General features: G+C 50.4%; 9 protein-coding genes and 2 rRNA genes. 9 read left to right on the forward strand and 2 right to left on the reverse strand.

The window, feature by feature from the left end; all coding sequences use genetic code 11:
* The first annotated feature begins 131 nt into the window (after window positions 1–131).
* From ACJJIP_RS00020 to ACJJIP_RS00030, 3 genes are all read left to right on the forward strand, one after another.
* Window positions 132–3009 (forward strand): 23S ribosomal RNA (locus tag ACJJIP_RS00020).
* Between the two features lie 203 nt (window positions 3010–3212).
* A 5S ribosomal RNA gene (gene rrf / locus ACJJIP_RS00025) occupies window positions 3213–3328 on the forward strand.
* A gap of 967 nt (window positions 3329–4295) precedes the next feature.
* Complete coding sequence (locus tag ACJJIP_RS00030) at window positions 4296–5291, forward strand: YncE family protein (protein ID WP_353375473.1); 996 nt, start codon at window positions 4296–4298, stop codon at window positions 5289–5291.
* Between the two features lie 67 nt (window positions 5292–5358).
* On the opposite strand, the gene ACJJIP_RS00035 is transcribed toward ACJJIP_RS00030, so the two are convergent.
* Together ACJJIP_RS00035 and dtd are read right to left on the reverse strand one after the other, a co-directional pair.
* Complete coding sequence (locus ACJJIP_RS00035) at window positions 5359–5880, reverse strand: GNAT family N-acetyltransferase (protein WP_444945978.1); 522 nt, start codon at window positions 5878–5880, stop codon at window positions 5359–5361.
* A gap of 288 nt (window positions 5881–6168) precedes the next feature.
* Window positions 6169–6606 carry a D-aminoacyl-tRNA deacylase gene (gene dtd, locus ACJJIP_RS00040; protein WP_282952156.1) on the reverse strand — a complete coding sequence of 146 codons (438 nt, stop codon included), beginning with the start codon at window positions 6604–6606 and terminating at the stop codon, window positions 6169–6171.
* Window positions 6607–6692: 86 nt separating this feature from the next.
* Between dtd and ACJJIP_RS00045 the strand changes: the two genes are divergently transcribed.
* The 6 genes from ACJJIP_RS00045 to ACJJIP_RS00070 all read left to right on the forward strand — a co-directional run bounded on the left by ACJJIP_RS00045 (window position 6693) and on the right by ACJJIP_RS00070 (window position 13751).
* Window positions 6693–8804: a prolyl oligopeptidase family serine peptidase gene (locus ACJJIP_RS00045; RefSeq protein WP_444945979.1), complete on the forward strand. Its 2112-nt coding sequence runs from the start codon at window positions 6693–6695 to the stop codon at window positions 8802–8804.
* 72 nt (window positions 8805–8876) lie between these two features.
* Entirely contained in the window at window positions 8877–9017 is a 141-nt protein-coding gene (locus tag ACJJIP_RS00050; protein ID WP_444945980.1) for a hypothetical protein, read from the forward strand.
* A gap of 15 nt (window positions 9018–9032) precedes the next feature.
* Window positions 9033–10022 carry an SDR family oxidoreductase gene (locus ACJJIP_RS00055; protein ID WP_020414106.1) on the forward strand — a complete coding sequence of 330 codons (990 nt, stop codon included), beginning with the start codon at window positions 9033–9035 and terminating at the stop codon, window positions 10020–10022.
* 182 nt (window positions 10023–10204) lie between these two features.
* A complete protein-coding gene (locus ACJJIP_RS00060) occupies window positions 10205–10798 on the forward strand; it encodes a DNA-3-methyladenine glycosylase I (RefSeq protein WP_020414108.1) in 594 nt (197 codons plus the stop codon).
* 49 nt (window positions 10799–10847) lie between these two features.
* Entirely contained in the window at window positions 10848–11714 is an 867-nt protein-coding gene (locus tag ACJJIP_RS00065; protein WP_020414109.1) for a mechanosensitive ion channel family protein, read from the forward strand.
* Window positions 11715–11858: 144 nt separating this feature from the next.
* Window positions 11859–13751, forward strand: coding sequence for a DUF885 domain-containing protein (locus ACJJIP_RS00070; RefSeq protein ID WP_020414110.1), 1893 nt, complete (start codon window positions 11859–11861; stop codon window positions 13749–13751).
* Window positions 13752–13854: the final 103 nt, after the last annotated feature.

Consider the following 13854-nt stretch of genomic DNA (forward strand, 5'->3'; position numbering starts at 1 on the left):
AGGCGAGGTTGAGTACTAACAATACTCAACATCAATATTGTGTGTCTCTCAAGCACACAATCCGGCGTCCGGGCCAATGATTTATTGTTGAGTCTGGATGTTAAAGTCGTTAGTAGTCGTTTGTGTTGTATGGTCAAGCGACTAAGCGTATACGGTGGATGCCTTGGCAGCTGGAGGCGATGAAGGACGTAGGAGCCTGCGAAAAGTCTAGGGGAGCTGGCACACAAGCTTTGATCCTAGAATGTCCGAATGGGGAAACCCACTCCTTTTAGGAGTATCCATAACTGAATTCATAGGTTATGGAGGCGAACCCGGGGAACTGAAACATCTAAGTACCCGGAGGAAAAGAAATCAACCGAGATTCCCTTAGTAGCGGCGAGCGAACGGGGATTAGCCCTTAAGCTCTTTATGTTTTAGTGGAAGGTTCTGGAAAGTACCGCGATACAGGGTGATAGCCCCGTACACGAAAAGGCATTTAGAGTGAAATCGAGTAGGTCGGGACACGTGTTATCTTGACTGAATATGGGGGGACCATCCTCCAAGGCTAAATACTCCCAGCTGACCGATAGTGAACCAGTACCGTGAGGGAAAGGCGAAAAGAACCCCGGAGAGGGGAGTGAAATAGAACCTGAAACCGTATACGTACAAGCAGTAGGAGCCCTTCGGGGTGACTGCGTACCTTTTGTATAATGGGTCAGCGACTTATTGTCTGTAGCAAGGTTAACCGCTTAGGGGAGCCGTAGAGAAATCGAGTCTTAATAGGGCGTTTAGTTGCAGGCAATAGACCCGAAACCCGGCGATCTATCCATGGGCAGGTTGAAGGTTGAGTAACATCAACTGGAGGACCGAACCCACTAATGTTGAAAAATTAGGGGATGACCTGTGGATCGGAGTGAAAGGCTAATCAAGCCGGGAGATAGCTGGTTCTCCTCGAAAGCTATTTAGGTAGCGCCTCGCGTCTCACCCTCGGGGGTAGAGCACTGTTTGGGCTAGGGGGTCATCCCGACTTACCAACCCCATGCAAACTCCGAATACCGAGGAGTGCAATCGCGGGAGACACACGGCGGGTGCTAACGTCCGTCGTGGAAAGGGAAACAACCCAGACCGCCAGCTAAGGTCCCAAATACCAATTAAGTGGGAAACGATGTGGGAAGGCCCAGACAGCTAGGAGGTTGGCTTAGAAGCAGCCATCCTTTAAAGAAAGCGTAATAGCTCACTAGTCGAGTCGGCCTGCGCGGAAGATATACCGGGGCTAAATTGGTAACCGAAGCTGCGGATGCCTTCGGGCATGGTAGAGGAGCGTTGTGTAAGCCGTTGAAGGTGGATCGGGAGGTCTGCTGGAGGTATCACAAGTGCGAATGCTGACATGAGTAACGATAAGGGAGGTGAAAAACCTCCCCGCCGGAAGACCAAGGGTTCCTGTCCAACGCTAATCGGGACAGGGTTAGTCGGCCCCTAAGGCGAGGGCGAAAGCCGTAGTCGATGGAAAACAGGTTAATATTCCTGTACTCGCTATTGCTGCGATGGAGTGACGGAGAAGGCTAGGCCAGCATGGCGATTGGTTGTCCATGTTTAAGGTTGTAGGCTGGGGACTTAGGCAAATCCGGGTCCCTAAGGCTGAGAACTGATGACGAGTCTCTTTTAGAGACGAAGTGGTTGATGCCCTGCTTCCAGGAAAAACTTCTAAGCTTCAGGCAATAGTGAACCGTACTCTAAACCGACACAGGTGGTCAGGTAGAGAATACCAAGGCGCTTGAGAGAACTCTGGTGAAGGAACTAGGCAAAATGGTACCGTAACTTCGGGAGAAGGTACGCCGGTTTTGGTGATGGGACTTGCTCCCTAAGCTGAGGCCGGTCGAAGTGACCAGGTGGCTGCGACTGTTTATTAAAAACATAGCACTCTGCAAACACGTAAGTGGACGTATAGGGTGTGACGCCTGCCCGGTGCCGGAAGGTTAATTGATGGGGTTAGCTTCGGCGAAGCTCTTGATCGAAGCCCCGGTAAACGGCGGCCGTAACTATAACGGTCCTAAGGTAGCGAAATTCCTTGTCGGGTAAGTTCCGACCTGCACGAATGGCGTAACGATGGCCACGCTGTCTCCACCAGAGACTCAGTGAAATTGAAATCGCTGTTAAGATGCAGTGTACCCGCGGCTAGACGGAAAGACCCCGTGAACCTTTACTACAGCTTTGCACTGAACTTTGAGCCTATTTGTGTAGGATAGGTGGGAGGCTTTGAAGCAGCGACGCTAGTTGTTGTGGAGCCGTCCTTGAAATACCACCCTGGTATGTTTGAGGTTCTAACTCTGGTCCGTTATCCGGATCGAGGACAGTGTATGGTGGGTAGTTTGACTGGGGCGGTCTCCTCCCAAAGAGTAACGGAGGAGTACGAAGGTGCACTCAGCATGGTCGGAAATCATGCAATGAGCATAATGGTATAAGTGCGCTTGACTGCGAGACAGACATGTCGAGCAGGTACGAAAGTAGGTCATAGTGATCCGGCGATTCTGTATGGAAGGGTCGTCGCTCAACGGATAAAAGGTACTCCGGGGATAACAGGCTGATACCGCCCAAGAGTTCACATCGACGGCGGTGTTTGGCACCTCGATGTCGGCTCATCACATCCTGGGGCTGAAGCCGGTCCCAAGGGTATGGCTGTTCGCCATTTAAAGTGGTACGCGAGCTGGGTTTAGAACGTCGTGAGACAGTTCGGTCCCTATCTGCCGTGGGCGTTGGAGATTTGAGAAGAGTTGCTCCTAGTACGAGAGGACCGGAGTGAACGAACCTCTGGTGTTCCGGTTGTCACGCCAGTGGCATTGCCGGGTAGCTATGTTCGGACGGGATAACCGCTGAAAGCATCTAAGCGGGAAGCCTCCTTCAAGATAAGATCTCCCTGGGAACTTGATTCCCCTAAAGGGCCGTGGAAGACTACCACGTTGATAGGCTGGGTGTGGAAGCGTTGTGAGGCGTTGAGCTAACCAGTACTAATTGCCCGTGCGGCTTGACCATACAACAGAGATGGTTACTAACGACTAGCTAAGCTAGCGGATTGTGAGTTAGAGACATACGATCGCTTGCGGTGTATTACTACAGATTGTTTTACCGACTTATTTGGGGTTATCGCCGGTCAACAACATGACCGAGGCAAACAGCGATAACGCGGCAGGCCAAGCACATTGCTTATAAGACCAGCGCCAACCCAAGCCAGTTTGCCTGACGACAATAGAGTTGTGGAACCACCTGATCCCTTGCCGAACTCAGAAGTGAAACGCAACATCGCCGATGGTAGTGTGGGGCTTCCCCATGTGAGAGTAGGTCATCGTCAGGCTTCTAATCCGAAAGGGCCACCCATTGGGTGGCCCTTTTTTTATGTGTAAAAAAATACCCGTGAAGAGCCGTAAAGAAGAAAAGCAAAAACTTGGAAGTTAATGATAAAAAGAAGTTAAAAATAAAAAGAAGCAAAGATGAAACGAAGAAAAATTAAAAAAGAAAAGCTAAAAATAAAAACTAAGAAAATAATGTGACAAAGAAACCCTGGACAAAGAAACCCTGAAAAGTAATGAATAACCCAGTCAGGTTTTACTCTCAAAATCCTGCTGAAAAATTTACTCAGGAAAAACCCCGGTAAAAAGTCGAACACGTTTACGCGGCTGTAAATAAAGAGTTCTCCTCGCGGCTTTCTCTCCTGAAAAAAAATTGAGCGCCCAGCTATTTTTTACTGCAACCTTCCCTGGAAGGGCATTCCCAAATAATTTACCGCAGTGCTACTAGTAGTCTTCCCGGAAAAAATCTTCCCAATAAAGAAATTATCTCCGCTGTAAAAAAGGGCCTGACAGGGATAAAAGTGACACAAAAATACCAACGAAAAAGCCGGTGATTTTTTGTGCGCTCGCGCAATGTCACACAACTGTAAGGCTGGCAGCGGATATACCACAGTTATACACAAGTCTATCCAGCCATTCTGTTAATAACGGCCGACCTGTGGAAATCACCCTAGAATCAGTGGTGTTTTTTTACCCATTAAAAGGCCCCCTATGGAAACAGAGGCCTGAAAGTGGATATCCCGGAGTTATGCACAGGTCTATCCATGGATTCTGTTGGTAAGATTTTTTATGAAGAATAGTTCTAGAGTTTGTCTTTATTTGATACTGAAGTTAACGCCTATCCTTAAAGGGAAGTTGACGCCACTAGAGACTCGTTTGTGTCCTTGTTCAAGATAATCATATTTATAGTTCTTCGAAGCGGATAATTTTGGTTTGCCGAGTTCTGGGCTCGTTAAAGTTTGAGGTCTCTTGATGAAAATAGTATTCGCTTGTTTGCTGGCTAGTCTGTTTGCAGGGGTTGGAGCCTCTAATGCAAGTACGCTGATTGTAGGCAATAAATATGAAGGTACAGTCAGCTTTATAGACCTAGAGAATGGCCAGGAAATAAAACGGCGGGAAACGGGGGGCGCACCTCATGAAATGATTCTTTCTCCCGATAAGAGCAAGGCAGTAGTGGTTTCCTATCTTGAGGACGGCTATGTAGGTGAGGAATTAAATGTTTTTGATGTGGCAACGGGCAGGCGCATTAGTGTCATCAAAATAAGCCCGCATATGGGTCCCCATGGTATTGCCTGGTTGGGCGAAAGTAACAATGTGATTGTCACAACAGAAGAAACCAATGATGTTATTAAAGTTGATGTTTCATCGGGAAAAGTAATTGGATCTGTTTCAACAGATCAGATAGGCAGCCATTTATTGGCTCTATCACCGGATAGCAAAACCGCTTATGTCACCAGTCGCGGCTCTGATACTTTTAGTGTTATCGATACAGAGTCAATGAACCTGAAAACCACTCTTCCTGCCGGTGAGGGACCAGAGGCAGTTTGGGTCAGCCCCGATGGTAAGGAGTTATGGATAGGAAACAATCAGTCGGAAAATATTTTTATCTACGACACTGGTAGCCTCAAGAGGAAGGAGACCTTGGATGTAGGCTACTTACCTATTCGGATCCGCTTTAATCCGGATGGGAAGTTAGTCGCTGTGGCTGACCTACAGGGACATAGGATACTGATCTATGATGCTGCGACACGGAAAGAGATCAAGGCAATTGACGTGGGTGCTGTAGGTGCCCGTGAGCCCGCTTCTCTACTATTTTCTCCAGATGGGAAATTCCTATTTGCGGGATCTCAAAGAGATGGCAAGGTAGTAGAGATAGACACTGAGGATTGGTCTGTTGGAAGGATATTCAGGGCCGGGCAGGGAGCGGATGGTTTGGAGTGGAGCCCGGTAAAGACCAAGTCGCAATAAGACTAGCGGCGCAAATACTTAGTTTGTTCTGGGCCTGCTGTCTTAGAGCTCTCCCCTTAAGTGTTGCCTAAAGGGCTACAGTATAGATTTTGAGATCTTGGACTTTGCCATCAATAGTATAATAGTTGGCAACTGTATCAGTGTGGATCCCGCCAGCCCGCTTAGCTATGGCGATGCTCGCTTTATTTTCAGAGAGGCACTGAATACCAAGCTGCTGAATACCCTGACTATTTTTTAGATGCGCACATATTTTTTCTACTACTCTCGTCATAACGCCTCGGCCCTGGCAGTGGGCGGAGAGCCAGTATCCGATTTCGGCGTATTGCTTTTGGGGGTTTACCTCTTTAATACCAAAAATGCCTGAAATTTTTCCTTCAACGATAATTTTATACCAGGCAGCTCCGGTATTATTACTGTAAATACGTTGACGAAGATATCCCCTGGTGCTGGATAGATCCTTTATTGACTCTACCCAGTAGAGATATTTCGCCAACAGGGAACGATTTTGTTCAATAAGTAAATGGATTTCCTGCGCATCTCCATCTGTGAGGGGTTTGAGGAGAATATTTTTTGTTACAGAGATTTGCATAGTTACCAACTTTAACTAAATAAGCTGAATTTACCTACTTTGATAAGCGGTTAGGTAAATTCACCCAGGCCCTGCTGTCAGGCGCGATGATAAAGAGAATACGCATTCTCTTCAAAAGCATACGAAAATTTCTCCCCAGGTTATGATTTATACCACCGTAATGATAAGAGATTTAATCTTTTCCCTAAATGTGAATTAAAGCAAGTTCCACTACAGCCCTGGAATCAATTAGGTAATCGATAATTTACAGGCTGGTAATTGCCGGAAACCCAGTGGTGATGCTGCAAATTATATTTCCAGCATAAAAGTAACCGGGCCGTCATTCAGCAGGGAAACCTGCATATCTGCGGCGAAAACACCGCTGGCTACAGGAGAAAACTGGGACTTTGCGCGTTTGACGAAGTAATCATACAGAGCCTCGGCTTGCTGGGGGCTGGCGCCTCGGCTGAAGCTGGGACGCAAGCCGCGGTCAGTTTCGGCCACCAGGGTAAATTGACTGACAACCAGTAAACCACCACCGGCCTGCTGGACATTCAGGTTCATACGTCCATTTTCATCAGAAAAAACTCGGTAATTCAGTACCTTATTCAGTAATTTGTCCGCGCTCTCATGACCATCTTTTTCCTCTATGCCCAACAGAAGCAGCAATCCATTGTCGATAGCTCCCACTGACTTTCCAGCCACATTTACACGGGCGTGGCTAACCCGCTGGATCAATCCTTTCATCTCAGAACTCTTTGTCTCTATGGAACCTTGTGAGTAAATGGCCTAGATTAGCGGACTGGCTAACGTAGAGAAACCGAGAATACGGTATGAGGAAACGGTTAATAGCGCTCCTGGCTGGAGCCTTGACCACAGCGGCTAGTGTGCAGGCGGCAGACAATTACCCAAAGAGTAAAGCCGTCGAACATGTGGATGAATACTTCGGTGTCGAGGTGGCAGACCCCTATCGTTGGATGGAGGACATGTCCAACAAAGAGGTTAAAGAGTGGGTTAAGGCCCAAAATGAGCATGCTCTGCCGCGTCTGAAGGATTTACCTGGTTGGCAGAAGATCAATGACCGCCTTACGGAACTGTGGCGCTATGAGCGATATGGCGTGCCCTATAAGAAAGGTGACAGTTACTATTACGACTATAACAACGGTGACTGGGACCAGAATATTTTCTACCGCACCCCAGAGCTTGCCCAGGACGGCAAGCCAATGCTGGACCCGCGCAGCCTGAGCGAGGATGGCACTATTGCAGCCAAACGCCTCAAAGTCAGTCCAAAGGGCCGATACCTGGCTTACGGTATCTCTGATGGTGGGACTGACTGGACCGACTATCGTATTCGCGATCTTGAGACAGGCAAGGACTTGGAGGAGCAGCTGACCGGTATCAAGTTTAGTGATACCAGTTGGGCTCCGGATGAGTCTGGTTTTTACTATAGCCGCTACCCGTTCAACAAGGATGGCACTGCAGATGATAGCAAGCAGGTAGCAGTCTATTTTCACCGCCTGGGGGATGCTCAGAAGCAAGACCAGTTGATATACCAAATTACGGATCATCCCACCCGCAACCCTGGAGCAGCGGTAAGTGACGATGGGAACTACCTGTTATTCGGTATCTTCGATGGCTATGACTCCAACGGCTTCTACTATCGCGACTTGCGCGATAAAAGTGGCAAGGTCGTCAAGCTGCTGGATGACTGGGATGGTCTGTACCAGTATCTTGGCAATAAGGGGAGCACTTTCTTTTTTGAGACCAGCGCGGGAGCACCACTGGGGCGTGTGATCGCTATCGACCTGAATAGGCCGCAACGCAAGAACTGGCGTGACCTGGTGCCGGAAACAAACAGTGCCCTGCAGAGTGCCAGCTATATCGGCGATCGCTTCGTACTTCATTACCTGGAAGACGCCAAGTCGCGGGTATTGGTGACCGATACCAACGGCAAGAAACAGTACGAGCTGAAGCTACCCGGTGTGGGTTCCGTGAAGGGCTTTTACGGCGAGCCGGATGAAGTGGAGACCTTTTATTCCTTCTCCAATTTTATAACCCCGCCGAGCATTTACCACCTGAATGTGCAGACTGGTGAAACCAAGTTGTTCAAGCGGCCGAAATACGCGACAGATTTCTCTGGCTTAACCGTGAGCCAGCATTTCTATAAAAGCAAAGACGGCACCCGCGTACCTTTATTCCTGGTGCATAAGAAGGGCATGAAACGCGATGGCTCCAACCCTACGCTGCTGTATGGTTATGGTGGTTTCAACTCCGCTCAGTTGCCACGCTTCTACAATCGCTTTGTGGGCTGGCTGGATATGGGCGGTACCCTGGCACTGGCCAACTTGCGCGGTGGTAGTGAGTACGGCAATGCCTGGCATCAAGCGGGCACCAAAACCCAAAAGCAAAATGTATTCGATGACTTTATTGCCGCAGCTGAGTGGCTGATTGAGGAAAAAGTTACCTCTCCAGAGAAACTGGGTATCAGTGGCCGCTCCAACGGTGGACTGCTTGCGGGTGCGACTCTAGTGCAGCGCCCAGACCTGTTTGCTGCGGCATTACCTGTGGTGGGTGTACTCGATATGCTGCGCTATCATACGGCTTCCGCCAATGCGCGTCAGTGGTCAAGCGACTATGGCTTGAGTGAAAATCGTGAGGAATTTAAAGCGTTGCACGCTTACTCTCCAGTGCACAATACCCGCAGGGGTACCTGCTATCCAGCCACTCTGATTACCACTGCCGATCGCGATGATCGAGTGGTGCCCTGGCATAGCTACAAGTTTGCTGCCGCCCTGCAGAGGGACCAGGGCTGTAATAAACCTGTATGGCTCGCGGTGGAGACCCGGGCGGGGCACGGCGCAGGCAAACCGATATGGATGCAGGTGGAAGACTTTGCTAATCAGTGGAGCTTCCTCGCCTACCAGCTCGGTATGAAAATCGAGTAATCTTTCCAATTAATCCGACATAAACGATACCGAGGCCATTTATTGAGGCTCCCGGTATTAAAGAAAAGTTGGATGAATTTCTGGGGTCGTATCACTGAAGGATTGGGTGTGCGGCCCGCTCTGCCGGAGCAGCGGTACCGCCAGCCGGTTTGCCCTTCCGGAGGGTGGCGGTTTCTGCAGAGAGCATCACTGGGTATGAATAACGATAACTAATCATCCGGTGGATTTATGAAACATGCGTTTGTAACCGGGGGCAGTGGCTTCCTCGGTGCCAATCTGGTGGAGCAGCTGGTTGACGATGGCTGGCGGGTGACCGCCATGCACCGGCGAACCTCAAATACGGATATGTTGCGCTCTATGGGGGCGGAACTGGTAGAGGCCTCGTTGGAAGACCTCGACTCTCTTCGCTCGGCTATCCCGGACAGTGTCGATGCTCTGTTCCATATGGCTGCTAACACCAGTATGTGGCGCGGTGGCAATGTCCAGCAATGGAGAGACAATGTCGAGGGTTCAGCAAATATTGCTAAAGTGGCTAGGGAAAAAAATGTAGGGCGTATGGTAGTCACCAGCTCTATTTCTGCCTACGGCTACCACAAAGATAAGATCACGGAGGAGAGTGCAAAACTGGCCGATGATCCTCGTCATCATTACTTATATACCAAGAAGCGAGAGGAAATTGCCGTACGCAAGGAAATTGATCAGGGGCTTGATGCGGTATTTCTCAATCCCTGTGCAATTGTGGGTAAATACGATACTTCCAGTTGGGCTCAGACTTTTTTTCTGATAGATAAAAACCAGTTACCGGGAGTGCCTCCTGGTTGGGGTTCTTTTTGCCATGCTGGCGCTGTAGCGCGGGCACATATTAATGCAGTGGAAAAGGGTCGCTGCGGAGAAAATTATATTCTCGCTGGTACTGACGCGAGCTTCCTGGAATTTTTCGGAAAAATAGCCGAGTTGTTACACAAGCCTGTGCCCAAGCGTACTACTCCCGCCTTTGTTATTCAGTCTATTGCCTGGTTTTCTGATCTCTGGTCGCGAGTGAGCGGCAATGAGCCGGTCATTACCCCGGAAAAGGCTACCCTGGTTACACGCCGGGTTGTAGCCAGCAGCTCCAAGGCAGAACGCGAACTCGATTATCAATCACAGGTGGCATTGGATACTATGTTATGCGAATGTCGCGATTGGTTAGTACAGCAAAATTTATTGGAGTCAAAGTGAATCGCGGTAATATTATTTTTATTTTGGTCGCCTTATTACTGGTTCTGCAATTAATTCAGTATTACTTTTTCTCGGGCGCCCATTAGCGCCCCACCTCTGTATCTACCAAACGCCAGTATCCAATGATTTATCTCCCGATTTTTGGTTTTTTTGTATTAATGGCAATTTTTTAGGAGTCGATAATGGAGGAGAAGCGCTGCGGTTGGTGTCTGTCAACGCCATTGTATCAGCAATACCATGACGAGGAGTGGGGGCGTCCGGTTACAGATGATAAAACCCTGTTCGAATTCCTATTGTTGGAAGGTGCCCAGGCCGGACTTTCCTGGATTACAGTTTTGAATAAAAGGGAAAATTACCGCCGCTTGTTTGATGATTTCGATGTGGGAAAAATCGCGCGCTATACACCCAAAAAAGTGGAAAAGTTACTACTGGATCCGGGCATTATTCGCAATCGCCTGAAAGTGGAGTCCGCAGTAAAAAATGCTCGCGCCACCCTGGCTTTGCGAGAAAAGGGGCAATCCCTATCGGAGTTCCTGTGGCAATTTACTGATGGCCGCGTCATAGTGAATCGTCCGGCCTCCCTCAAGCAGGTACCTGCCAGTACGGTAGAATCTGATGCTATGAGCAAAGCGCTAAAAAAAGCCGGTTTCAGTTTCGTAGGCTCTACCATTATGTATGCCCATATGCAGGCAACAGGAATGGTGAACGATCACCTGCAATCCTGCCCCGCCCACCAACGCTGTGTAAACGAGGCGGAGGGTGCGGGGCTTTTGTAGGGGGATAACAGCAGGGGGTGAGTGCGCCACGCTCACCAGGAAGGCGCCCATGAACCCGGATAATCTGGTTACAGAATACTGGCCCCTGGCGATCACCGGCCTTCTGCGCCTGGGGGCCGCTTTATTGGTGATTGCGTTGACTCTGGTTGCGGTGCACTTGGTCCGCCGTGCCATTGAGCGCCTCCCCAGTCGCCTCGATGCCACCCTGGTGCCGGTGTTGCGAAATATCACCACCTGGGCGATTTATATTGTTGGAGCGCTGGTGGTACTGGATATCTTTGGTATCAACACCACCAGCCTAATCGCCCTGCTCGGCGCCACTGGGTTGGCAGTGGGATTTGCGCTAAAAGATACCCTTCAGAATATTGCCGCAGGATTTATCCTGTTGGGGCTCCGTCCATTCCGTGTGGGTGATGTCATTCAATTCGAGCAGACTCTGGGAACCGTGCGTGAGGTAGGCTTCTTCACTACCGAGCTGGATACCCCAGACGGCCTGCATGTCAGTGTGCCCAACAGCGTGATCTGGGGGCGGGTACTTACTAACTTCAGCCATAACAAGACCCGCCGTATTGAGATAGTGGCGAGTATCGCTTATGGGGATGATATAGAGGCGGGTTTGGAAGTGTTGCGTAAGCTGGTAGAGCAGGAGCCTCGAATTCTCGCTAAACCGGAACCCAGTTATATGGTGCGTGCATTGGCCGATAGTTCTGTGGACCTGCAGTTGCGAGCCTGGACTGGAACTGACCAGTACTGGAGTGTTTACTGGGAGCTGATGGAGCGCCTTAAGCCGGCGCTGGAAGAGGCTGGATTAACAATTCCCTTTCCCCAGAGAGAGCTGCGAATACTGCGAGAGGATGTGTCCAGGAGCAAGAGTCGTCCCGCGAATTCGCGGGGCGCTAACACGGGACCTGGATAACGCCTTTTACTGGGGTGAAATAACCTCTTCTCCCACGGCTCAACGCACAGATATGGCGTTTGAAAGAGCCTGAATCGACAGTTCAAAGATTTCGTGTCAAAGTTAGCGGCGTTTTTTTGTACAACTTTTGACCGAGATAGGAAAATGCCGATTAAGCTGAACAACCCTTTGATCCCCAGCCTGATGGCTGTCGCTATCCTCGCGGGCTGTCAGGGCGATAAGGCCGCTCAGGCAGGAGCGAATGCCGACAAAGCTCAAAGTGCCGTTGCCGAAGCCCCTGTAGCCGTTGATGCGGTGGCTGAGACCAAGCGCCTGACGGAGTGGCTGGATGCGCGCTATGAAGAGCAGCTGCAGTTCAGTCCCATGCAGTTATCCTATCTCGGCCGCAAGGAGCAGTACGACCAGATCGACGATATGAGCGAAGCCGCCGAGGCGCGCCAGCTGGCCTGGAAGGAAAAGGCCGTTGCGGAACTCAAGAAGAATTTTGACTACGAAAAGCTCAGCCAGGAGGGGAAAACTTCCTACGATATCTGGATCTACCAGTTCGAGCAGGCCAAAGCCGCCGAGCCCTTTAAGCGCCACGGTTATATTTTTGAACAGATGGGCGGCGTACAGTCCCAACTGCCAAACTTCCTGCTGAACTTCCACAAGGTGGACAATATTGAGGACATGCAGGCGTATATCGCCCGTATCGGCGGCATTTCCCGCGCTATCAACCAGTTACGTGAGCGCGCAGAACAGTCCTCTAAAGAGGGTATCCGTCCGCCGCGCTTCGCTTACGAGGGTGCGATAGAGCAGTCCAGCAAGCTGATCGACGGTGCCCCCTTCTCCGATGGTGAGGACGCCCCCCTGTGGGCCGGTGCCAAGGGCAAGATTGCTGAGTTGCTCGAAGCCGGTAAGATTGACCAGAAGCAGGCTGATAAGCTGACGGACAATGCTCGCAAGGCTTTGGAAAGTGAGTTCCTGCCCGCTTATGAAAATCTGATCGCCTGGTTGAAGAAAGATGTGCAGAAGGCTTCCGCGGAGCCCCAGGGTGCCAGCAGCCTGCCGAACGGTATGGCCTACTACAACCAGCGTCTGGCAAATACCACCACTACCAGCCTGACCGCCGATGAAATCCACAGTATTGGCCTCAAGGAAGTAGCGCGCATCCGCAGCGAGATGGAGACCATCAAGAAGCAGGTGGGCTTCGAGGGCAACCTGCAGGAATTCTTCACCTTTATCCGTGAAGATGGTCAGTTTTACTACCCTAATACCGACGAAGGCCGCCAGGGTTACCTGGATGACTCCACGGCTTTTCTCGACAATATCACCAAGAAACTGCCGGAATACTTCGGCTTGCTGCCTAAGGCCGAGCTGGTGGTTAAGCGGGTGGAATCCTTCCGAGAGCAGGATGGTGGTGCTCAGCACTATTACCCGGGCACTCCAGACGGCTCACGTCCGGGCATCTACTATGCGCACCTTTCCGATATGAGTGCCTACTCTACCACCGATATGGAGACGGTGGCATACCATGAGGGCAACCCCGGCCATCACATGCAGATTTCCATCGCCCAAGAGCTTGAGGGTATCCCACAGTTCCGCACCCAGGCGCACTTTACTGTATACGTAGAGGGCTGGGCGCTTTACTCAGAGAAGTTGGCCAAGGAAATGGGTGCTTTCGAGGACCCCTACAACCTGTTTGGCCACCTGACCGCCGAGATGTGGCGCGCTATCCGACTGGTAGTGGATACCGGTATGCACGCCAAGGGCTGGAGCGAAGAGCAAGCTGTAGAGTATTTCCTGGAAAACTCCGCAATACCCGAAACAGCTGTACGCTCTGAAGTGCGTCGCTATCTGGTATGGCCAGGCCAGGCTACCGCTTACAAAATTGGTATGTTGAAGATCCAGGAGTTGCGTAAGCAGGCTGAAGAGCAATTGGGCGATAAGTTCGATATCCGCGGTTTCCACGATACCGTTCTGAGTGGCGGCGCCTTACCGGTACCGGTTCTGGAAAGCCGTGTAGCTGCCTGGGTGGAGTCAGTTAAGCGCGCTTAATAGATACTGCTAGCAGCAAAAAAGCCGGGCTATGCCCGGCTTTTTTGTGTGTTCTCATCTGATAATCGTTTACTAATGGAAGGGGGTAAACCTTAGTTTTCCT

The sequence above is a fragment of the Microbulbifer variabilis genome (genome assembly GCF_052467165.1).